Origin of the sequence: Bradyrhizobium jicamae, from assembly GCF_018130215.1 — a bacterium.
GTDB lineage: Bacteria > Pseudomonadota > Alphaproteobacteria > Rhizobiales > Xanthobacteraceae > Bradyrhizobium > Bradyrhizobium jicamae_A.
The window spans coordinates 1-21,021 of sequence record NZ_JAFCKQ010000077.1 but is presented as its reverse complement, the minus strand read 5'-3'; the positions used below and the strand labels follow the sequence as shown (position 1 = coordinate 21,021).

At 56.5% G+C, this 21,021-nt stretch carries 19 protein-coding genes and 1 tRNA gene; 9 read left to right on the top strand and 11 right to left on the bottom strand.

Annotated features, from left to right (window positions below; genetic code table 11):
* Positions 1-239: 239 nt before the first annotated feature.
* Positions 240-2,018 carry an acyl-CoA dehydrogenase gene (locus tag JQ586_RS38550; RefSeq protein WP_212399865.1) on the bottom strand — a complete coding sequence of 593 codons (1,779 nt, stop codon included), beginning with the start codon at positions 2,016-2,018 and terminating at the stop codon, positions 240-242.
* 325 nt (positions 2,019-2,343) lie between these two features.
* Between JQ586_RS38550 and JQ586_RS38545 the strand changes: the two genes are divergently transcribed.
* A tRNA-Gln gene (locus tag JQ586_RS38545) sits at positions 2,344-2,418 on the top strand.
* Positions 2,419-2,436: 18 nt separating this feature from the next.
* Here the strand turns inward: JQ586_RS38545 and JQ586_RS38540 are convergent.
* The 3 genes from JQ586_RS38540 to JQ586_RS38530 all read right to left on the bottom strand — a co-directional run bounded on the left by JQ586_RS38540 (position 2,437) and on the right by JQ586_RS38530 (position 5,142).
* Complete coding sequence (locus JQ586_RS38540; protein ID WP_212399864.1) at positions 2,437-3,096, bottom strand: hypothetical protein; 660 nt, start codon at positions 3,094-3,096, stop codon at positions 2,437-2,439.
* Positions 3,077-3,745, bottom strand: a complete 669-nt coding sequence (locus JQ586_RS38535) for a hypothetical protein (protein WP_212399863.1) — start codon at positions 3,743-3,745, stop codon at positions 3,077-3,079. Before JQ586_RS38535 ends, JQ586_RS38540 begins: the two co-directional genes overlap by 20 nt.
* A 527-nt stretch (positions 3,746-4,272) precedes the next feature.
* Complete coding sequence (locus JQ586_RS38530) at positions 4,273-5,142, bottom strand: hypothetical protein (RefSeq protein ID WP_212399862.1); 870 nt, start codon at positions 5,140-5,142, stop codon at positions 4,273-4,275.
* A 160-nt stretch (positions 5,143-5,302) separates the two neighbouring features.
* On the opposite strand from JQ586_RS38530, the gene JQ586_RS38525 reads away from it, so the two are divergent.
* From JQ586_RS38525 to JQ586_RS38515, 3 genes are all read left to right on the top strand, one after another.
* Positions 5,303-6,211, top strand: coding sequence for a ParB N-terminal domain-containing protein (locus tag JQ586_RS38525; protein WP_212399861.1), 909 nt, complete (start codon positions 5,303-5,305; stop codon positions 6,209-6,211).
* A 278-nt stretch (positions 6,212-6,489) separates the two neighbouring features.
* Complete coding sequence (locus JQ586_RS38520) at positions 6,490-7,401, top strand: hypothetical protein (protein ID WP_212399860.1); 912 nt, start codon at positions 6,490-6,492, stop codon at positions 7,399-7,401.
* Positions 7,402-7,582: 181 nt separating this feature from the next.
* Entirely contained in the window at positions 7,583-9,604 is a 2,022-nt protein-coding gene (locus JQ586_RS38515) for an ATP-dependent helicase (RefSeq protein ID WP_212399859.1), read from the top strand.
* 172 nt (positions 9,605-9,776) lie between these two features.
* Here the strand turns inward: JQ586_RS38515 and JQ586_RS38510 are convergent, their stop codons facing one another.
* A complete protein-coding gene (locus tag JQ586_RS38510) occupies positions 9,777-10,310 on the bottom strand; it encodes a hypothetical protein (protein ID WP_212399858.1) in 534 nt (177 codons plus the stop codon).
* Between the two features lie 664 nt (positions 10,311-10,974).
* Here JQ586_RS38510 and JQ586_RS38505 point away from each other — a divergent pair.
* Both JQ586_RS38505 and JQ586_RS38500 read left to right on the top strand, forming a co-directional pair.
* Positions 10,975-11,523, top strand: coding sequence for a hypothetical protein (locus tag JQ586_RS38505; RefSeq protein ID WP_212399857.1), 549 nt, complete (start codon positions 10,975-10,977; stop codon positions 11,521-11,523).
* A 284-nt stretch (positions 11,524-11,807) separates the two neighbouring features.
* The gene (locus JQ586_RS38500; protein ID WP_212399856.1) at positions 11,808-12,260 is read left to right on the top strand and encodes a hypothetical protein; all 453 of its coding nucleotides are present in this window, start codon (positions 11,808-11,810) and stop codon (positions 12,258-12,260) included.
* 208 nt (positions 12,261-12,468) lie between these two features.
* Here JQ586_RS38500 and JQ586_RS38495 read toward each other — a convergent pair whose 3' ends face one another.
* Entirely contained in the window at positions 12,469-14,760 is a 2,292-nt protein-coding gene (locus JQ586_RS38495) for an MAP7 domain-containing protein (RefSeq protein WP_212399855.1), read from the bottom strand.
* A gap of 84 nt (positions 14,761-14,844) precedes the next feature.
* Here JQ586_RS38495 and JQ586_RS38490 point away from each other — a divergent pair, with 84 nt between their 5' ends.
* Positions 14,845-15,072 carry a helix-turn-helix domain-containing protein gene (locus JQ586_RS38490; RefSeq protein ID WP_212399854.1) on the top strand — a complete coding sequence of 76 codons (228 nt, stop codon included), beginning with the start codon at positions 14,845-14,847 and terminating at the stop codon, positions 15,070-15,072.
* Between the two features lie 62 nt (positions 15,073-15,134).
* Here the strand turns inward: JQ586_RS38490 and JQ586_RS38485 are convergent, their stop codons facing one another.
* The 5 genes from JQ586_RS38485 to JQ586_RS38465 form a co-directional block, all read right to left on the bottom strand.
* Positions 15,135-15,644: a hypothetical protein gene (locus JQ586_RS38485; RefSeq protein ID WP_212399853.1), complete on the bottom strand. Its 510-nt coding sequence runs from the start codon at positions 15,642-15,644 to the stop codon at positions 15,135-15,137.
* Positions 15,645-15,743: 99 nt separating this feature from the next.
* Positions 15,744-16,073 carry a DUF3768 domain-containing protein gene (locus tag JQ586_RS38480; protein ID WP_212399852.1) on the bottom strand — a complete coding sequence of 110 codons (330 nt, stop codon included), beginning with the start codon at positions 16,071-16,073 and terminating at the stop codon, positions 15,744-15,746.
* Positions 16,074-16,155: 82 nt separating this feature from the next.
* Positions 16,156-16,695: a hypothetical protein gene (locus JQ586_RS38475; RefSeq protein WP_212399851.1), complete on the bottom strand. Its 540-nt coding sequence runs from the start codon at positions 16,693-16,695 to the stop codon at positions 16,156-16,158.
* A 232-nt stretch (positions 16,696-16,927) separates the two neighbouring features.
* Positions 16,928-17,845 (bottom strand): hypothetical protein, encoded by a 918-nt coding sequence (locus JQ586_RS40930; RefSeq protein ID WP_249148646.1) that lies wholly within the window; start codon positions 17,843-17,845, stop codon positions 16,928-16,930.
* A 101-nt stretch (positions 17,846-17,946) separates the two neighbouring features.
* A complete protein-coding gene (locus JQ586_RS38465; protein WP_212399866.1) occupies positions 17,947-18,522 on the bottom strand; it encodes a site-specific integrase in 576 nt (191 codons plus the stop codon).
* Positions 18,523-18,883: 361 nt separating this feature from the next.
* Between JQ586_RS38465 and JQ586_RS38460 the strand changes: the two genes are divergently transcribed.
* Positions 18,884-19,567 carry a hypothetical protein gene (locus JQ586_RS38460; RefSeq protein ID WP_212399850.1) on the top strand — a complete coding sequence of 228 codons (684 nt, stop codon included), beginning with the start codon at positions 18,884-18,886 and terminating at the stop codon, positions 19,565-19,567.
* Between the two features lie 447 nt (positions 19,568-20,014).
* Entirely contained in the window at positions 20,015-20,380 is a 366-nt protein-coding gene (locus JQ586_RS38455) for a hypothetical protein (protein WP_212399849.1), read from the top strand.
* The last annotated feature ends 641 nt before the right edge of the window (positions 20,381-21,021 follow it).

The following is a 21,021-nucleotide window of genomic DNA, read 5'->3' as shown; positions in this document are numbered from 1 at the left end:
GTGGTCCTACCCCCGTGCTTTCTACATTGCACGGGGCCCATGGGTGCGATCGGCACCCGGCTTTCCCTGCGCCCTCTTCACATAGAGCGGCGAAGCGAGATGCAAGGCTCGGACGATTCATGTCGCGAGAGCGCGAATGCATGACTCTCGCTGTTGCAACATTTTCAGTGTCGTCCTGGCGTGGGCCGGGACGACACCCGGGGTTTGGCGCAATCGACTGCTCGGACGACGGCGGAATGTTACCCCGCCAGCACCGCATCCGCGCCGGTCACGGCATCCGCGCTGTCGGTGACCGTCTTCTCCAGCGACGGCGCCTGCACTGCGATGTTCTCGGCAAAGAAGCGGGCCAGCGCCACGTAGCGCTGGGGCTCGGAGTCGCCGTGGGCCTTGGCGGCGAGCGCTTCGCCGGCGAGCATGCAGCCGCCCAGCGTCGCGCCGAACAGCCGCAGATAAGGCGTCGCACCTGCGAGCGCATCGTTCGGCGCGGTGGCGAGGCGCTCGAGCAGCCATTTGCCGGCGCGATCGAGCGCGGCGAGGGCGTCGCGCAGCTTCGCGCCCGTGGTGCCGAAGGCGGGATCGTTGGAGGTCTCGACCTGCTTGACGATTCCCGAGAGTTCCTCGGTCAGCGCCCACACCGACGCGCCACCATTGGCGCCGAGCTTGCGGGTGACGAGATCGATCGACTGGATGCCGTTGGTGCCCTCATAGATCGAGGTGATGCGCGCGTCACGGTAATGCTGCGCGGCGCCAGTCTCCTCGATGAAGCCCATGCCGCCATGGATCTGCACGCCGAGATAGGCGACCTCGTTGCCGATGTCGGTGGAGAAGGCCTTTGCGATCGGCGTCAGCAGTGCGCCGCGCGCGGCGGCATCTGCGCGCACCTTGGGGTCGGTGGCGCGCGCCGATACGTCGAGCGCGACCGCCGTGGCGTAGCAGATCGTGCGGGCGGCAGCCGTCAGGCTGCGCATCTGCATCAACATGCGCTTGACGTCGGGATGGACGATGATCGGATCCATGCCGTCGCCCTTGCGGCCGACGGCCTTGCCCTGGCGGCGCTCCTGAGCATAGGCCAGCGCCTGCTGGTAGGCGCGATCGGCGATGCCGACGCCCTCGAGGCCGACGCCGAGCCGCGCCTGGTTCATCATCGTGAACATGCAGCGCATGCCCTGGTTCTCCTCGCCGACCAGGTAGCCGACCGCGCCGCCCTTGTCGCCCATCGTCATGGTGCAGGTGGGCGAGGCGTGCATGCCGAGCTTGTGCTCGACGCCGGATGCGTGGATATCGTTGCGCGCGCCGAGCGAGCCGTCGGCATTGACCATGAACTTGGGAACGAGGAAGAGCGAGATCCCCTTGGTGCCCGAGGGCGCATCGGGCAATCGCGCGAGCACGAAATGCACGATGTTGTCGGTCATGTCGTGCTCGCCATAGGTGATGAAGATCTTGGTGCCCTTGATGCGGTAGGTGCCGTCACCCTGTTTCTCCGCACGGGTGCGCAGCGCGCCGACGTCGGAGCCCGCATTGGGCTCGGTGAGCTGCATGGTTCCGGTCCATTCACCGGTGACCAGCTTCTCCAGATAGATCGCCTTCAGCTCGTCGCTGCCATGGGCATCGAGCGCCTCGATCGCCGACAGCGTCAGCAGCGGGCAGAGGCCGAAGGCGACATTGGAGGCGCTCCAGATCTCGGTGCAGGCGGCGTTGATCGCGAGCGGCAGGCCCTGGCCGCCGAAGGCTTCCGGTCCCGACACCGCATTCCACCCCGCGGCGGTCCATTGCCTGTAAGCGTCGGGCCAGCCGGGCGCGGTGGTGACCGTGCCGTTGTCGAGCTTGATGCCATGCTCGTCGCCGACCTTGTTGAGCGGCGCCAGCACGTCGCCGGCGAACTTGCCGGCTTCCTCCAGCACCGCCGCGGTGATGTCGCCGTCGAAATCGCCGTAATGGCCCGCCTTCACGGCGGCCGCGAGCCCCGCGCCATGATTGAGAGACAGCAGGATGTCGTTGATCGGTGCGCGATAAGTCATGGCTTTACTCCCGGCGAGGCGTGTAGAGCGTTTTCAAGCGAAGTGGATACCGGTTCGCGTGAAGGTAGGGCGTCAAAACTAGGGTCTGGAGCTCCGTTCCGATTCCATCGTAACGGAAATGGCTCCGGAAATTGTCTTCCCATGAAACAAGCGGCCTCTCAACTGTCCGAAAGGACATCGCGAGGTCCGTTTCGGCCATCGCGATGTCACGTCATGCCCGGGGCGCGGGCATCATCAACCGGCGGCTTTCGCCCGAAATCGATCGCCGGCCTGTTGAAATGGCCGGTCTCACTCTATAGACCGGCGTTGCTCCGGATCGGCGCATTGGGGCGTAGCCAAGCGGTAAGGCAGCGGATTTTGATTCCGCCATACGGAGGTTCGATCCCTCCCGCCCCAGCCATCCTAACGCTCTGATTAATCAAGCGGATTTTGATGGTTCTTGGTTTGTATTCTGAACGCTGTCAGCGCTCGCATTCTGAACGTCTGTTGCTGTTTGGTTCGCCAGCAGATGCGCGTGCCGCTTCCGAGTCGCGGACAGCATGCGGGCCTCGGTCCGTTTGGCATAGCCGGCATAGCTCTCCCTGGTGCGATGCGCGGATAGGGCGCGACCCTGTCCCTCGGTCAGTTCCGCCTCCTCGAGCTCGGTCATCCCGCCGTGCCGGCAGGCATCCAAGGTGAACTCCTTGGGTAGGCCGATGTCCTTCCTCATCCGTTGGACGATCTTTTGCATGCCGGAGAACGAGTAGGGCCTCGAGACGGACTTTTGGCCCTCGTCCGAGGTTTGACGGCGCAGCGGTACAATCTCCCGAAGGATCATCGGAACACCACGGCGCGTCAGCTTCGCCAGCACCGCCTCAGCCTCCTCATAGAATTTGACTACCTCGCCGGTAGCCAAGCGCTCTTCCAGGGGATGATCGATCACGGCACCGGTCTTGTGGTGTTCAACCCGAATAGTCGGCTTGAGCCCGGTTCGATACCCGCTCCATTTGATATGGCCGGCAATCACGTTTTCCGGGCGTTGAAGCCACTCGAAACAGATGACGGCCGCTGCGGCACATTCAGGCTCGCCGCGCTCCACGCAGCCGTGTGCGAACGTGTAGACTTGGCTCGCGCGTCACCGCGTGCTTCACCAATTTGACCCGGGTCGCCATGGTAATGCCCATCCACGGATTTGGAATGTCCTGCGGAAACTCGGCCGGGTGCAGGCGGTGAACCACGCGCCAGGCCTTGCGGCAGAGTACGATCAGCTTTTCGGCCGTCCTGAGCCGAATGCCGTTCCCACCTTTGACGAACGTATCGTACAGCTTATCGGCACCCAGTGGCGTCACTGACTTGATCGGCCTGCCGCCGACGCGATCGCCTCGCTTGGTGAGCGTGTCGCAGATCTCGCGCATATTCCATTCGTAGTTTCGGCGCGAGCGCGGCTTGACCTTCTCCAGGTAGGCTCGGCTCTGTCGATACTCCCTGAAGAGCCAGTCGATCGTACCGATGCGCGGAGCAGCCTCGCCCGACACGGAGAGCCCTTTTCGAGCGTCCATCCATTCGTCGAATAGGCCGTTCAGGGTAGCCGCGCGGCCACCTTCACCGCAGGCCTTGGCATAGTCGGTGCCCAGCGGCTCGTTCTGCACCGGGCAGCCGGCCTTCCGGTAGCGCGTGGGGACGTTGTAATAGAAGGCCGTCCTACCAGAGGCCAATTTCTTCGGGATGACGTGGCGGGGCAGCTCCACGTTCACAAATCCGCGGCGATGTCGGTTGGTCGAACCAACTCCGGCGGGAGGATTGCTGCGTCCAGATCGTCTCTCAACCACAGCCGACGCCTCCCTTCGCAGACACGCGGCCTAGGATACTCCTTTCCCACTCTCTTGAGAAAGGCTTCGACCGTGCTTTCACCGCAGTAAGCGGCCGCAATGTCTGCAGCCATCCGTCGTGGCCAGGCGCCACTAGGAATGAGGGCCGGACGAGCGGTCATCGAATAAACCCAACTCGCAGCGCAGGTGACCCTCTTGCAAGCAAATCAGAAGAGGCCGCGAGGATGATTGGAGCAAGGCTGCCCATCGAACCGAGCGCGCAGCTAAATGTCCGTCGGGAGACAGTGCAGCAGTTTGCTGCAGTTCCCCCGGTGAAGAGGTGGGCAATCTGCTCTGGCGGACGCCGGTGTTCGAAACGTATCATGGTGGCTAGAGCCTTCCTGGGCCGGTTGAACCCAGGATCGCACACCAAGCGAGGTAGGTCTCTTCGAAGCTCTGGTCTTCCCTTAGGAAACTAGAAACCTCCTATCGTCCGAGCGCATGTTGTCTACAAGGTCCTTGTATTTGCCCATCTTTTCGATCTCGTGCTGTTCGAAAGCTTGAGTCGACGGGCGCAACGGCTTTACGAGGGGCTCCTCGATTCCATAGTCCGAAAAGGCAGAAGAATCTATCTTATCGGCGACGTAGATGGCTACTCCAATGAACTGCTTCAACTTTGCTTTGTTGACGCCTTTCGACGCGAGATCTTTTCGAGCGAAGCCTGAAGGCAAGAAATCGGCACCCAATTTCGCGTTCGCATACAAGAATGGAGCGCTCCCTCTCAGTTGCTGCCAGCGAGACCGTATTGTGCGCCAACTTAGGTCTCCGTGTGGATGCTCATACCATCGATAAAATTCACCTCTGCTGATGTTTGCCTCGGCCTTCTTATCGAGCGTGTTGTGATCAAGCATGCGAAAACGGAAGTCGGTCATTTCGTATACAGTTTCGACTTCTTTCGTTCGAGCGACTACGCGTCGATTCAATTCATCGAAGCTCGGAGTTTGCGCCAAGATGGTCCAGCCAGCCCTGCCAAATAGCGCGTCATACAGCTCCCGATATTCAGCCTGTTTCAAAAGTTGGATCAAAAACTTGGACGTGGCATTCCTGTCCCCACGCATTCTATCAATAGCTCGGGCGACGCGCGGTGTGTTTTCCGCCTCGTAGTCTCTTAAGAAAGCGGCGGCCGCTATTCTTCCCACGGCATCTACGATTTGATATTCTTCGGGGAACAGAAGCCAAATCCTGAACTGCAAGTGACGTATTGCCCTTTCGTGCGGGAAAGCCTCGGGCTCGTTGCTCAGCAAAGCCTTCAGATCATCCAATTGAAACGTAGCCACCACACCCTCCAAAGAATGGACGAAGATTAGGAAATGCACTACTTCCTAAGTGAAGTCTACACCTTCGAATGTACGCCTGGGTCCAAACGGCGCACGCTGTCGATGTATTCAACGTGAAGCAGCGCTTTGAATACCCATCATCAACAGCGGAGAAGTGAATATGCACTACCGAACCAATCCCGGTCATTGGAAGCCAACTGCTGATTCAGGCGGCGCTGACACGCCGCCAGTGGAAAAATCAACGCGGGTCATTGAAGTCCCCATCGATCAAATTGTGCTTAGTAATGGCGTGCGTTCTCTGGACAAGAAGAAGCTAGCGCAGATCGAGGCGTCCATTCGGGACCAGGGACTCCGACAACCGATCCATGTGTACGAGCTCGATGGGCCTCAGGTCGGAAAATATGGCTTGGCGGCCGGCCAGCACCGGCTTCAAGCCATGCGCAATTTGAAGCGTCGAAAGGTTTCCGCAATTGTCCTTAGTAGCGAGGACGCAATGGCTTGGAGATGGTCCGAAAACCTGCATCGCAGTCATCTGCGGCCGTTAGAGATGTCGGAGGCCATCGTGGGATATGCAACAACGAGGCAAAGGTTGCCGCGAGTTGCGTCGAGCGCCGTACCTGGTGGCAAGCAGCCCAACGATAAAGGCTATAAGAAGCTCGCGAAGGCGCTTCGGTTTGATCGAACGCGAATTGCCGAAGCATATCGGCACGCCGCCCTGCCCAACGCCGTCAAAGAACGAATTCGCAAGAGTACGGCGCTTAATAAACGGAACATTTTAAAGGCTGTCGTCGCGATCGAGGGAGAAGAAGAGCAACTCAAGTTCCTTGAGAAAACGAACGGCGATGATGATCGGTTACCCGATAAGCCTAAGTCTCGCAGCAAGCAGGTGAACAGCGGCGCCAAGGCGGCGGCGTCCAAGGAGAAGCGTCTCAGTCTTTCCGCAATAGGAGGGTCCGTAGTGCTGCTATGGACCGAATGGAAAAAGTCGACATTTCGGAAGCTGTTCGACAAGCAGCCCGCGAAGGCTCGGAAACAATTCGTACGAGAAATTCTAGCCAAAGTCGGTTAGGTGAGAACAAGGGTGCGCATTTTACGCACCCTTTTGTCTTTGTGAGATGCGAGGATTTGCGACCGGGCCAGAGAGATAGCGCGGGATGATTCAGACCATCGGCGTCTGGTTGATCGCACTTGTTGCTGTTGTTGTTGACACACTCGACTATCCAAATTGCAGCGTTTAACACCGGTTCTGCAGTGTTTTAGGCCAGAATTGCAGATTATTGACCAAAGTCTCAGGCCGATTTTTCAGTCTTGTAAATGATCGTCATCCCCCATCAGCGGACGACGATCATGACGCTATTCAAGCATACAGGAATTCTCGCTGCAGAAGAACTGGCAACAGACGAACTGCTCAAAGCATTCGAGACATCTCGCAAACGACATCTAATCTACAGTAGCGACGAAGACCTCGTTACGGCCAACGACGGTGCGCAACTTAGTGCGGTCTGTCAGTCCGCGCGACTCTGTTGGGCTCACTACCTCTGCCAAGAACTAGCTGACCATTTTGACTACGACGCCAGTGACCGAACTATCAATCAGCCGGTCTTTCTCTTCACTCTAGTGGACATAAGCTGCGCCCGGTCATCCGATGAGCTTGATGTTGATCTCCGCCCGATGATTCGTCATTTGCGAAAAGGTCTCCGGAATCGAGATTATATCGGCGTAATTGAGCCGGGATTGTACAGCCATGTCAGCGCTCCGGGTGCGAACCTGAAGCAGTCGAAATGTATTTCTTGGCATCTGCACGCGCTGGTATCGGGCATGACAAGGAAGCAAGCTAAACACCTTGTCGCCGAGCTGAACAGCTCCGGAAAGTATACTCCTATCACCCCGGGCCAAGTTGGTGCGCACCAATGTCAGGTCCGTAAACGCGAGTTGGCAGGCGCAATTGCTTATCTCTTAAAGCCGCCGAAAACGGCGTATCGGCTCGGGCTACGTAGTGAATCAGCCGTCTCGGCCGAACCAAGCCATATTCAGTATCGAAGCGAGTTGCGGCCGGGCGAGCGCGTCAGCCTCTACTTGCAGCTTAGGCACTTATCTCTCCCTGACGTCTGGATCGCCGGCGGCCAAGGTCGAAGAATTCTTGGTCGCGTCAAGCGCTCTTGTTGGGCTGCCATTCGTCGTCATGAACGAACGGAACGAGAGCGACCAAAATCTCGGAGCCTGAGGCCAGCAGACCTGTTTCCGCAATCTTGTAAATGATCCGGCCAACGAACTTCTTGGCACGGATTAGGACGGCACGATCGGGAGACGCCAAGCATCCCCTGAAAACTGCCTGCCTCTCTCCGGCCGCAGCTTGGCATCCACAAAGTACAAAAACATCAACCCACTTCGCGCTCGCATTCGGTGCGAGCGCAACCGAGCGGCTTTGGAAGGATCAAACGTGTCGAACAAGACAATGAACTCATCAGCATTAGAACGACTGAACCCGAGACAACGAAAGGCCGTAACCTTCGGAATGAAGACCGGTGAAGCAACTCAGCATCGGCCGCTGTTGATCATTGCTGGCGCAGGCACTGGCAAGACCGAGACGATGGCAAAGCGAATAGCGTGGCTCATCGCTTGCGGAGCCAAGCCGAGCGAGATTTTCGCTGCGTCCTTCACCAAAAGGGCATCGAAGGAGCTTGACGAACGCGCACAGAAAGCGGCCAACGCTGCGGTTGGTAATGTCTTAGTGCGGTTGCCGTATGCGGGGACTTTTCATTCGATTGCCGTCAGTCTGCTCAATGAATTCCACGACTGCGTCGGTCTAGGCGAGAACTTTACGGTCCTAGGTCGTGATGATGCAGCCGATTTGATGGATCTCGTGCAAGCGCGGTCCGGTGAGGTTGGTAAAAATAGTGCGTTTCCCGACCCGCATCTCTGCAGCGAAATTTATTCGTACCAGAGGGGTGCTTGTTTATCGCTCAAAGCGACTTTGAAGCGCAACCGTTACCGCCATTGTGAGGAGTATGCCAAGCCCCTGGCGAAGTTGTTCGCTAGCTTCACGGAGGCAAAAAGATCGCAAAACTCGGTGGATTTTGACGATCTACTTGTTCTCTTGGGAGAGCTTCTTCAGCATCCTACGGTGGGCCGGCGTCTCAGGCGGCGATTCAAGTACGTTCTCATCGACGAATTCCAGGATACCAACCGGCTTCAGTTCAAGATCGTCAAGCTCCTAAAGCCAACCGGGCGAGGGCTAACTGTCGTCGGCGACGACGCTCAAGCCATTTACTCGTTCCGAGCGGCGACTGTGAAAAACATCAGGCGGTTTTCCGAGAGCTTTCCATGTTCAGCCAAAGTCATCACCCTGACGCGAAACTATCGATCAACCGAGCCAATCCTTCAAGCATCGAATGCCGTGATGTCGCTCGCGGTGAACGCCTTTAAGAAGGAGCTGTGGTCCAAGCGAAAATCTGATCAGCTTCCGCTGTTGACCACCGTGGCGGATGAGCAAGTGCAGGCCGATCACGGCGTTCGAACAGCTCTAGAATTGCGGGAACAGGGAGTGCCATTCGGGCAGCAGGCTGTCTTGTTTCGGACTTCGCAACAGAGCTTAGGGCTGGAAGTCGCGCTTAGACGAGCGAAGATTCCGTTTCAAAAATGGGGCGGTTCAGAGTTTCTGGAATCGGCGCACATTAGGAACGTCATGGCAGTCCTGAAATGGTGGCAAAATCCCCGCGACCAGATCGCAGCATTTCGTGTTCTGATGCTCTTGGATGGGGTCGGAAAGGCGACCGCGGATCGGTTGGCTCAAGAATTGTGCAAACCAAAGTTCCAGAAAGTTCTCTCGCGGGCGGTTGTGCCGAATGCGGCTGCAAAGCAGTGGAAGGCTCTCGTGAGGTTGTTTGGTCGGCTGTTCAAACCGGCGTGGCCGGCGGCTCTTGAGGAAGTGGTGCGCTGGTATCGGCCTTATTTGGCGCGGCTGGATAGCGCAGAACGTCGGAAAGCTGATCTTGATCAGCTCGTGGCGCTCGGCGGAGCATTCGGCTCATGCCGCGAGTTCCTGACCAACTTGGCGCTGGACCCGCCGGGCCTGCTGGCTGAACAGAAATTGTCAGAAGAGAACGCGGACGACCTCCTGACTCTCTCGACAATCCACTCGGCCAAGGGCTGCGAATGGAAGTGCATAACGATCCTCAGTGCGATGGACGGATGTATCCCATCGAGCAAGTGTCGAAGTGAGGACGACATTGAGGAGGAGCGCCGTCTCCTCTATGTGGCGATGACCCGAGCCAAAGATCGGCTGGAGATCATTCTCCCCAGGCGAAACTTCCAGGCTTTCAGGAGAAACGTTCCGGCAGCGACCGTCTATTCCAAACCGTCGCGGTTCTTACCCCAAGAGATTCACGGTCGCTTCGAGCGAAGGACTGCATCAACCCAACACGCCGTGAGCAAGGCTAGTAAATCTACAGCGATGCGGTGAATCCAATAGTGTTTCGCTGGGAGCGATACGGCGATCTCAGAAGCCAAATCTGTCTTACGGCTATGTTCCGGCAGACGATCGCTCTAGGCGCATTCCCCAGGGGGAAGCCCAAGTTTGGCCCTCGTCCTCTTCGCGTAACCCGTGATGCCGTCATTGACTTTCGGGAATGACGTCAGCGTCGGACGCGATTTCCCAATAGCCCAATTGTTCCGCTAGCGTGGGCCCTGACCGGGTTTGACCTTAAACCTAGACCATCCCTTGGTGAAAAGTAGGCGCGAGTTAACGGACGACGGGGATCGGTACGTTTTGGTCGGGTTTTGCTCGCCATATCGGCGGCTCCTGCGATTCCGCCGTTCGCCTGCAAGAACCTTGGCAGCTGATCAGGATCGACTTTTCTTGCGGCGGCGAATTCCAGCGCCCGAGTCCATCGGCTTCGCACACGAACGTCTGGCTGGACGCACGTTGCTTCAATGATGATCCGTATTGGATGCCAACCTTCTCGTACCGGCGTCAAGAGCACGCATGGAGCGATTTCACCGAGCTGCGCCAGCAGATCCTCATCTAAGAAGTAGTCGTAGGCCCGCAATACAGCCCGCAAGTAGCGATAGTCGGCAAACCGGCGTTTACTCTCTGAAGCGCGGCAGGCGGCTTTTCGAACCTTTGCGATTCGCTCGACAATTTTCTGTTCCGACGTTTTGAGTGTCATCAGCATATCTCCTGAAGCGATGTTCTAAATTAGTGTCAAGCGAACGGCGTTTCGCCTGGGGGTACGGAGATCGTCAAAGAAGAGGGAGGATGCCCCGGCGATGGTTGCGGCGATATTCGAGTCGAAAAATCAGGGAGATTGGTCGGGCGGCGGCTCTTCGAAAACGCTACGAGAATGCCGCGAATTTCAGCTACCGAGCTGCCCGGATCAAACGGTTTGTGCTTGCTCTCGACTGATTCCGCTAAGGGAATCGAAGAGAACCCACGGCCGAGGGTTCAAGCCAGTGCCGCTTTGGATCGTCGAATTCTCCACGTGACGTGCGGCGAGTCTCTGACATCCCGGTGGACAACTCTGAGCAATCAGTCGGGGGCCCGTTGAGCAGCTGAAGGAAAAGCCCAGGCGAAAGCCGAGGCGAGCTTTCAGGCGAATTTCGCCGGATATTGTGGCGCAAACCGAATGTTTTCAAAATCAGAGAAACAGCAAGAGTCGTTGCGCTCGACGGGCCACACGGATGTCCCATAGGCCGGCGCACGACATTGAGTGCTTTGGTGCGCACGCCGAGATAACCGGGCAACTCAAAGTGGGCGGCTATCGATCTTGTAAATGATGGTCGAAGCAATCCGCTTCGTATCCCGAATGGGAAGTCATCAAGAGAGGCGTGGCTATGGGTATCGATGTTCAAAATGGAAGTGAGGAAGAGATCGACGAATGCTGCTCGCTGGGAGATGTGCAGAATTTACTTTTGAGCTACTCCGGCGCGATTGCGTTGGACCAGGTTCGAGTTGATTGTCTTCCGCCCGCGAGCTTTCACAAACAATATAGTCGAGGAACGTGGAAGCGATACCGACGAAGGCACTTGGAGTTCATCAATCATCTCATGGTCAGCTTGGAGCAGATTCCGGAAAGAACGCTCGGGGAGCTGACCTTGCTCGCAGAAAGGCGGAGAACGCGCACGGTGCGAAACGCGCTCGTTGACTTGTTGTCGCAGGCCGCCACGGATGCGTTCGCTCCCGGACAGATCGATAGCGCTCCGTTGTTCTTTGATTTCCTTATTCGAGAGGTCGGTTGTGGGGTATTGGAAAGCGCGGAGCGGGGCGACTTCCGGGAGCGGATGATGTGTTGGTTGAAACCGATTGATCCCTTGTCAATCGCAGATGACCCAGAGTGTGATTATCTGCCAGCCCTTCAACGCCGCGTCCATAGCGGGTTTTAGGACGTCGAGCAAAACCTCGAATGCAATCTAGCAACGAGTGGCCGGGTTGAGGCGGTACCCGGCCAAGCCGCTCCTCTTCACCAGCGCCTCTCATCAGGTGCCTATCAATCTTATAAATGAAGGCGTCTCGCTTCGCTCCTCGAGAAGAGGACGGTTCATCTAAGGATATCACGGTGAAGATGCCAAAAATGAAAGTTGTAAAATACCAGGTAGCGTTCGCTATGCGGCAAGATGGGTTTTGCTGAGCGGCGGTCGGCTACGTTCATCAAACCAAGGGTATCAACATGTCGAACGAATCAAGCGTTGTTGCACTGTCGTCTTTGAAGACGCCTTCTAAAGGGTCGAAAAGAGTGTCTCCAAGGAGAGAAGGTCCCAGCAAATCGAAATCCAAACGAGAGGCACAAATCACCAAGCTTGCGAATGCGATAAGGGCTTGTCAAAAGAGTCCGATGGTGCCGGAGTTCTTTGAGAAACTTGGCGAGGTCGGATTCCATGCTCGCCGCCTGCGGAAGGAGATCAAATTGATAAAGAGCGACCTCCCATTCTTTTTGTTGAATAGTTCGGAGGCAGAGATGTCCGAACTGACAGAAAGGCTCGAGAAATGCACAGAGTGTGCGAAAAGGGCCGCTCAACTTCAGTCCGCGATCGAAGATGCTTTCCAACTAATGTCCGAGTTCGATGAAGAAGTCCTCGAATTGGGGGCGCACGCTAACGCGATGGCCGATGAGTTTAAATAGAGGCGCACGCCTACCCGCCCGCTACTAACGAACAATGAGCCCCGCCACATCGGCGGGGCTCATTCCATTCTATGTGGTCCAACAAGCAGTCAGTCAGATCACATCGCATGAGTCGATACAAAGGGTGCGCAAAATGCGCACCCTTGTTGGCTTCATTAACAAGAGAGGTCAATTACCGGCCGGATTCTAGATGGCACGAATTCGGTTGTCAGTGAGGGCCCGGGCACGTCTTGGTCACTGCCTGGATTTGCGGGGCGTATAGCGGGACTTTAATGAGGAGTTGTCCACTGTCCGTGGGAAGCGAAGCATAGAGCCGCCAGTAGATACCGTCCGTGAGGGAAGCGGCACCTAAGCTGCCGGAGATGTTCAGCTCATTTCTGAACTCACTTGCTGGAAAGAAGCCCGTAGGGCCGGGGTCATCGTCGTTTAGGCGGAATTGGCCGGCGACTGCTCCCGGCATAAGAAATGATCCCCCGGTCGGTACCGACACCGTGGCTTTACCGCTTTCGTCGACGATGAGGGCGGTTATTGAGAGGCCAGAAGAGGAACATTTGACGGTCACTTCCGCCACCACCCCGTGGTCGACTTGCCTAGATGTCGCTGTCAGTATCGTCTTGTCGGTCATTTCATCGATCTTTGAGGAGATCGACCATTCAGTTTCGTGCTTGTTCGCATATTCGATGCCCTTCTTTTGTGCGATCTCGCGCAAGTCCGCCAGTCGTGCTTGCTCGGCCTTTTGACGGGCTGCCTCTTGGTCTGCCTGGTCTTGCTGGTGTTTCAATCTGGCTTGTTCGATTTGCTCGCGGCGGAGGCGGTCTTGTTCTTGTTGGTCCTTTTGCCGTTGCAGCTCTTTTCGCTTGGCCGCAATCTCCATTTGAAGCGCTTGCTCAGCTCTATCAAACAGGATCTTCAGCATTGGCTGCGCCTCCGCCATGGTCAACATCAGAAAGCCTTCGGCCGATTTGTGGGTAGTCGTGGTGTCGATCTGAATAGATGGACTACACGGGAGTCGGACCGACGGGCGTTGGGCCGAGGTGCTAGACGGATCCGCGTGAACATCGGTTTCGGTTGGTACGGCATCGACGCAATCGACCTTGAGGTTAGGCAGAAGGATTCGCTTTATTGCAGCCGGAGCTTTGGCGTTGGTGGCTGACAACTTCTGGAGGCAGGCTTGGAGGTTGGCTTCGGCTTTCGTTGCAGTTTCGCCGTCGATTTCGATGATGAAATGAGGCTCGCGGACCTGGGGCGGAAAGTGAGCGATAATCCACTGCTTGCCCGAATGATCTGGGTCCAGATCGGCTATGGATTTCCAGTCTCCGGTCTCGACCTCGACATGAGAGAACAATGGGTGGTTCAACAGGGCGCAGATAGCTTCGGACGAGGCGAGGCTGCCGATCTCGGTTCGCGATTGGAGACGTACCGATGGACTGATGTAGAAGGGCTCTCCGGTTTGAGTTGAAGCCACCCGAGGATTGTCAACGCCCCTGACTACCTGATTCGATGGCGCCGGCGAGGTCGTTCCAGCATCCGGTTTTCCATCGGAGGGAGCCTGTTCGATCGGCGGAGCAGGCTGGGTGAACGATCTGGCATCGGCTGCCGCGAACCGGAGATGGCCCCGGCCATCTTGGTCAAAGCTGGCAGACCAGACGAAGCCGCTGCCACCGTCAATCCAGAATACCGGAAGACCGTTCTGCGCGGATCGGCGGAAATCACCGAAAAAGTCGAACGGAATTCGGCCGTGGGGAAGACGGCCAACAGCAGCGAGCTGAAGTTCCGGTTCGGACAGCGGCTTCAGAGTTAGCTCGCCGAATGTTGCGATGACGGCATTGGTGGTCGACGGTGGATCGGTCGCGCGCCGGACGTCGGCCGGACCATACTTGGCTGAGAGGCGCATAACTTCGGCTTGCGCGTCGGGCTCTCTCAAGAACGCAGGCTTTAGGAACCGATTTATGTAAACCGCCGTGCCATCTTGTGCGTGCAGTATCGAGGTTGCCACCGTAACAGGCCGCCTCGGGCCAGGTTCGTGCTTGGTTTTTTGACACCAGATAAATCCCGGAAAGCGATTGCCGTCTTTGCAATTGTACTGAGCGTAAGCCGAACTCTGGAAATTGACTTTCGTGCCTAGCGCAAGACCGTCAACGGCATACGCTGATGGCTTGGGAAGGGAAGTCGAGCCTACCGGTGGCACCGAACTATTGGCGGCTCGGCAGCGCGACCGGATTTCGGCAAGTCTCGGATCGGTCGGCTGCAGGTTTGGGATAACCAGGGACAAGCTAGACCCCGTGCTCTGAAGGGCCTTGTCGATGCAGACCAACTCGGCCGTTGGAAGGCGCTCCCATCGGGATTGACTGGCTTTCGCGATGGCTGAATTGATCGTCCGGTCGAGTGGGCGCATGAGGTCAGGTGGCAATTGCGCGTGCGCGGTAGCCGCCGAACCGGCTGAAGCCAGAGCAAGAAGTCCAAACATTCGATCTAGGAAAATTCGTAGAGTCGCAGACATCGATAATCCTTTCGCAATGATGCCGCCGTGCGAGCATCGAGGATCAGCTGTCGTTTAGGGATTATATTCCCTAGAATATGCCGTATGGTGCTCGATCCCGCAATGCAGGATTGGCGGGCGGTGGTAGGGAGGAACGTTCGGAAAATCCGTCAGCAGCGACGGATGACCCAAGAGAAGTTGGCTTTTGAGGCCGAAATCGATTTGACTTATGTGGGCGGAATTGAGCGCGGTAAACGCAATCCGAGTTTGCTGGTGATGGCCCGGATCGCGGAGGCGCTTTCGGTACCATTGGCAAGGCTCGTCACTGATTAGGCTCACCGCGCTCCGGAGTTCTACACCTTGTACTCGTCGGCCAGCAGATCGTAGCCACTCGCTCAATCGTTATTCAGCAATGCGACTGAACTGACCGGGCGCACGATCTCGGATTCGCTAGGGTAGTCCCGCCACTTCAGCGTCAGCGTATCATTGCTTCGCTTCGTGATAATCGCTGGCCACCAACCTTCATCGGCAGTGGCCCGCGCGATGACGAGATGACCAGGTGCGAGCTGAGCCCAAGACTTTGGCGGCGACGCAGAGATCGTACCGGGATCGCCACCCACTAGCGAGTTTATCTGATCATAGAGGTGTTGATCGACATTGGGCACGAGACCATTACCGTTCGCGTGAAGTCGGCCTGCCGGAAGCTTGTTCACGACCTCGAAGTGCCTTCTGGTGGCTGGTACCGCTAGCCGCAGACCCTTCGTTGCCGCAGCTCTTGCCAATAGCGCCTCGTTCTCACCTGTGAACCGCGCCGCCTGCGGTTTACGGTCCTTATCTAGTCCGAACATAATGACGGTCTTGCCGGCAGGCTTATTCGCTTTGAGCTTTGTTGGTGTCGTCGACATGAAGACTCTCCTCTGGAATCAAATGAGGCTCCGTAGCGGAGCCTCGATAGGTGGGGTGGTGGTTACGAAATTGGCTTTTCAATGGTCTCGAAGGCTTGGTTAGTACTCTTCGGCCAACATGAGAGTGATCACTCGCTCAGTGACGCTCGGATCAGCCGGATCAGGTGAGCCGGCCTTGAGGTCCTTGTCGTAGTAGTCGATCTTGAAGAAGACTCTGACGCCGTCGAAATCAAAGGCACCAAAATCGTGTTCGTTGTGAGGGTCGTTCTCGATACAAAAGTCGTCGAACGTCGCGATGGTTTGAACGAGCCGTAGAAGCGCTTCAGGGCCTAGGGCCGCAATACCAGGCGTCATGACAGCGCCGCCACCAAGCAGATGTTGTCGGAGGTCATCATTGAGCGCGCGAATCCGCGCCTTGTCGCTAGACATGGTTGGGTCTCCTACTGAGATTTGAAATGAAGGAAAGAGGGCGGTGGCCCAGAAATAGCGGAGCCACCTCGATGGCCACGTCCTAGCCGCCGTACATCAAGGCAACGTCCTGAAGGATGCACATGACGAGCGGAAGGCGAGGGTAGTCTTTAAACCGGCAGACGAGATTGTCGCCATCCCGTGCGGTGACAATGGCCTCCCAATAGCCCTCTTCGAGGCTTTCGGCGCAGAGAACCAGGTCACCCACGCCGATGCTGGCTCGGTCCTTGGGAGGCTTGGCTGCCGGCGCCATCGATATATTCGGGCCAGGTTTTGCTGCGGCAGCCATGGCGGGGTTCGCCGCGGCGGTCAGCTCTTCGTAGAGGTCCCGGCGAATAAACGGCAGGAACGCCTTTCCCTGGGCGTGGAGGCGGCCGATCGGGATCCGGCTAAAGATATCGGTCAGCTTGGGCCGATTGACGTTGCAAACGGTCAGTTTCAGGGCGAGGGCGGCCTTTCTGGCCAGGGTGGCGTCCTTTCCTGGAAACCGGCCAGCCTTCGGTTTGCCTGCTGGATCGAGGCCGAAGACGATGACCGCGGGATTCGCCGAGGGGTCGGTCTGAGTGTATTTAGACTTGGTCATTTCGGCCTCCCTGAAATGCAGAAGGGGCCCGATTGGGCCCCCTGCTGGAAAGGTCGATGCGTTCTGGCGCCGGGCGCGCCCGTTTGGCTTTGGTCTTGGCATTTGCCTGTTCCTCGTTCTAAGACGAGACAAGATTATCTAGTCTCGTAGCAATATTCTCATTAAAACTGACAAAAATATCAATTATTTCAATACTTTAATGCATAATATGATGCTTCGATTTGTGCAGTTACTACTTGTATTTCAAGGCATTTCGGCCGCAAATACTGTAAACATTACATGATATTTGCTCGCATGACTTACGATCATCAATATTGTTGCCATTACAGACGTTTAGGCCGCTGCCGGCGCAGTAGTGCCAAAGAGCATGCTGAATATAACGCGGAAAATTCGCGGGAAAGCTGGCATCGAATTGGCGCGCGTCGATCTCGGCCGAAACTTGCCGCAAGATGTCGGCGCAACCGTTTTCTGCGTAGCAGCGCTGGCCGTAAGTGTGGCTCGCGCCAAACCTCGCCAGGATCCCGGCGCGGGCGAGCAGATTGTGGACGAGCCGGTCGACGACGATCATTTGGCTGCCGACGTCAAACCAGTCGGGCCTGCCTTTCCAATCGGCCATCAGCACCGATGACAACGTCATCGTGAGGACCTTGTCCGATACTCCAAAGATGTGACGCATCGGGCCCACTAAGGATTCTTGCGCTGACAAATTGCCAAGGTCGGCCGTGGTCGCGAGCTGATCATCGAACCAGCGGAAGAGGTTGGATCCGGCGACGTCTCTCACGAACAGAAAGAAGCTGAATGCGGTTTGGTTGAGGCGGCCATTTCTCAAACGATGAGATGGGACCGGACATTCCGAAAAATGGCGAAGGTGACTACAAGTACGCTTGGTCTTGTCATACCGGCAATTTTCGAAGGTCCAATAACTCCGCAAAAGCGAGCAGGTCGGATCGCGGCTAATCTCGGTCTTGATCTGATGCCACGTAACGCCGCCGTGGGTCTCGAGATATGACGCTGCAACCCCGTCGGAGATTCCCTGGAAGTTGAAAGTCTCGACCATCCAGTCGAACAGAGCCGGCGTAGCTTTGGACCGGACGATACGGCGTAGCTTGGGGTCAGGCGAGGCAACGCCAGCTTGGCCTAATCTCGACATCTGGGCGGTTTCGCCGGCGATGGCTTCGATGAGTGTCGTCGCGAACTCGATAGGCTCTTCCGGCGGCGGTTCTGATGTCAGGACCGGTTTCAGAGATTGTCTTAGATCAGCGATACCAGCCTCCTCTGCGCATCACTGTCGCCGTCGATGTATCGCTGCGTCGTCTGGATGGAAGAATGACCTGCCAGGAGTTGGACATCCCTTAGTGATCCACCGGCCTCATGAACCAAACGTGCTGCGCGAGTGATGAAGGTTCGACGTCCCGAATGAGAGGAACAGCCGTCTAACCCCGTCGCACGGAAGATCCGGTTGAACCAGACGACGATGCTCAACGGCGTCATGGGGCCGCCGCGTTCGGATCGGATAATCGGTCCTTCGCATCGGGCTTGTCTTCGCAAAACGATCAGCGCGCGACGCAAATCGCTTTGAATCGGGATCCGGCGACCATGTCGCTTCTTTGCGGCCGCGTCTCGCAGCTCGATTGTTGCGCCGATGTCGCCGTCGACGGTCTCGACCATGTCCCACGTGAGCTTTGCGATTTCGGCCGCGCGCAAGCCGGCCTTTAGCGAGAGCAAGACAATGACGCGATTTCTATCCGGGTGTCTGGTCGTTTCGGCGAAGAGCAACATGTCTCGCGCCGCCTGAGTGGAAAGAATTTTGGCTTGTTTGCCTGCCATCTCGATCAAACCGACTGTCGAGATTCTACGCGATCAATCTCTGAGCGCAACAAATAAAAAGATATCAGTTCGAAGAGACGTTCACTGATCGCGAAGTAGCCCTGAGCGTTTGTCTGGGTTTCGGCGACGATGAGCAATCATGTGGGTGCGTTTTTTCTTAGCTGCACGAATGAACAGGAAATCTCCCGCGCGGCATAAACCACATTTTCCATACTGAGAGACCCCGGTCGGCGAGCAAATCAAGCTACCCGGATGGACTGAGCCGGTTACGCAGCGTGCGAAAACAATCTTGTAAAATAATTGGCTGCGATCAAACGGTCGTAGTGGGATCCGACCCAAATTCGGACAAATGAGATAGCAAATGGGAAATAACTCTACGAAGGTGAACTCTTTAAAGGTTATTCAGGGCGGCAAGGCCGAAGTCGTAAAGACGAAAGCGCTCACTCATAAAGATATAAAAGCGTTTCTCGCGAAATTTGCAGAGGCAATCTTGGTGGACCAAAAGCGCGTCAATAAACTGCCGCGTACGCAATTTCATCCCGATTACGACAATTGCATGTGGAAACGGAATCGCGAGGACCATGTTAGCGCTATCGTTGACTTATCCATGACTGTAGACGAAATGCCAAAGCGTCTGTTGAAAAAGCTGACCGAGCTGGCCATCGGTTACAAACCTGAAGTCGTCAAGCAGCCGCTATTGGGTATAATCAGCGATCTAGCAACAGGCGCCGCATCGCCGTGGTTATATGAAACGGCTCCGCTGTTCTTCAACGAGTTGATCAAGGACGTGAGCCGACAAGACCCGGGTATATCTTCCAAGGGCAGCCCGTTGGAAATGATGTTGAGGTGGTTCGACTACGACGATCCAATTCAAATTGCTAAAGATCCTGAGTGCGAATATGTCGGTCTATTAGCTTCGCATATCGAGCGGGAATCTGAAAAGACAAGGCGCGCGCTAGCCGCACGAAGCAGATCAGCGTTTATCGAAATGCGAGTCGCTAGGGAATTATGCGATGACTTGTTGTCGCGGTCCGATGATTCATAAATCTTTCGGTTAGCCGAGCTTGGTTCAGCCTAATTGCTCGTTATCGGCAGGTCGCACGGTGGAGCGACCTGCCATTCTTTCGCCAACCAATGAGCTCCGTTCTTACCGTCATTCGAGTTTTTCTAGGCAGCCTTTGCTTCGATCATCGGCGGATCTTCAATCGCCTCGATCTGGGTAGAATGCTGATACTTGATCTAGCAATTGTGGCGCTGGGCGGACGAAATTCGAGAGCCGGGACCAAGGGACACTGCTTACCCTGAAACAGCGCCGTTCACCAGATTGGCGCCTGATAAGATTTTCAGAATTTTATTATCAGTCGTGGATAGATGGCTTGGCCAATGGCAGCGATGCCGTTGGCGGTTAGTGCAATCAGTGGCCTGTAGTTGATCTTGTAAATTAGTCTCGTGGTCGTAATGGCCACCTTAAAATCAATCCAGGAGGTCTTCCGTGAAAACAAGTCAGTCTAAAGTAAACGAAAAAGAAAGCCGTAAGCGCGCCGGCGTCAAAGCAAAGAGGCTACGCCGCGCCGACTACGGTCTGAAGCTGAGCAACCTGTTCATCGAGGACCTCATAGACAACGAGGACCTCTCGTTGCATCTCGGAGTCACGGCTTCACTCTATGCTGAAAGCCCAAAGGGGGTCCGCAAACTCATCGACGCCGTGCTGATGCAAATGTGCGGCATCACTTTCGCCACGATCATTGCGGCTGCCGAGCAAAACACGACCGTCCTGAAAGCCGAAGTTAAATACGACTACAAGCGCCTGCCGAATCTGGACGTCGAGGAGCTACGACAATGCTTGGACGAAGTCTGAGTGAAGCGAAAGCCTAATCATGGGCCACTTCATAAAATGAGCCCAGAGCAGGACAAGGTCGTCGAATAGGTGCGCCGAACAGTCGACGGTCGCAGTGCGCGACTGATAAGCTTTTGAGAGAAAGCTTATCAGTTCTCCATCAGAGTCTGCGCTTCGCGCCCAGCCCAAGCGTTGGGATCAAAGGACCCCTGCCGAAGCCGTCCGGCATGGGGTGATGCGGTCGCGATCCTTGGCAAGTCCTGTGCGCAAATGATCTCTCGCATACATCGTCATCTGAGGCACTCATGCTTGCCGCCCTGGGTCGAGGCATACAGCACGCCGCAATTCTTCAATCGGAATGCTTTCTGAGTAGCTTTCGCCGGGTCAATGGCACTGTGCGGTTACCCACACAGCCTGGCGGCGATCTGGAGGCCGATCAGGTTGAGGCTGTGAGTGCCGGACGTAAACTCCCCAAAAGCGCCGTTTGAAAATTCCCCAGTTTTCATGTCGCCAGCCCCAGCGGGGCATGCCCCAGTGGGGCTGGCGATGCAACGACTCACCGATGCTGCTCCCCTTGGTGGGAGAGAGGGGCGCGGTGATCAAAATTGGGGAACTTGTGATGATCTTGGATTTGCACCGCCAGGGACTTTCCGTGTCCGCCA

Excerpts from the sequence above, each read along its gene's own strand:
- JQ586_RS38550 (WP_212399865.1), bottom strand. The coding sequence starts at position 2,018 with ATGACTTATCGCGCACCGATCAACGACATCCTGCTGTCTCTCAATCAT.
- JQ586_RS38525 (WP_212399861.1), top strand. The coding sequence starts at position 5,303 with ATGCACTACCGAACCAATCCCGGTCATTGGAAGCCAACTGCTGATTCA.
- JQ586_RS38520 (WP_212399860.1), top strand. The coding sequence starts at position 6,490 with ATGACGCTATTCAAGCATACAGGAATTCTCGCTGCAGAAGAACTGGCA.
- JQ586_RS38510 (WP_212399858.1), bottom strand. The coding sequence starts at position 10,310 with ATGACACTCAAAACGTCGGAACAGAAAATTGTCGAGCGAATCGCAAAG.
- JQ586_RS38505 (WP_212399857.1), top strand. The coding sequence starts at position 10,975 with ATGGGTATCGATGTTCAAAATGGAAGTGAGGAAGAGATCGACGAATGC.
- JQ586_RS38500 (WP_212399856.1), top strand. The coding sequence starts at position 11,808 with ATGTCGAACGAATCAAGCGTTGTTGCACTGTCGTCTTTGAAGACGCCT.
- JQ586_RS38495 (WP_212399855.1), bottom strand. The coding sequence starts at position 14,760 with ATGTCTGCGACTCTACGAATTTTCCTAGATCGAATGTTTGGACTTCTT.
- JQ586_RS38490 (WP_212399854.1), top strand. The coding sequence starts at position 14,845 with ATGGTGCTCGATCCCGCAATGCAGGATTGGCGGGCGGTGGTAGGGAGG.
- JQ586_RS38485 (WP_212399853.1), bottom strand. The coding sequence starts at position 15,644 with ATGTCGACGACACCAACAAAGCTCAAAGCGAATAAGCCTGCCGGCAAG.
- JQ586_RS38480 (WP_212399852.1), bottom strand. The coding sequence starts at position 16,073 with ATGTCTAGCGACAAGGCGCGGATTCGCGCGCTCAATGATGACCTCCGA.
- JQ586_RS38475 (WP_212399851.1), bottom strand. The coding sequence starts at position 16,695 with ATGACCAAGTCTAAATACACTCAGACCGACCCCTCGGCGAATCCCGCG.
- JQ586_RS40930 (WP_249148646.1), bottom strand. The coding sequence starts at position 17,845 with ATGTCGAGATTAGGCCAAGCTGGCGTTGCCTCGCCTGACCCCAAGCTA.
- JQ586_RS38465 (WP_212399866.1), bottom strand. The coding sequence starts at position 18,522 with ATGGCAGGCAAACAAGCCAAAATTCTTTCCACTCAGGCGGCGCGAGAC.
- JQ586_RS38460 (WP_212399850.1), top strand. The coding sequence starts at position 18,884 with ATGGGAAATAACTCTACGAAGGTGAACTCTTTAAAGGTTATTCAGGGC.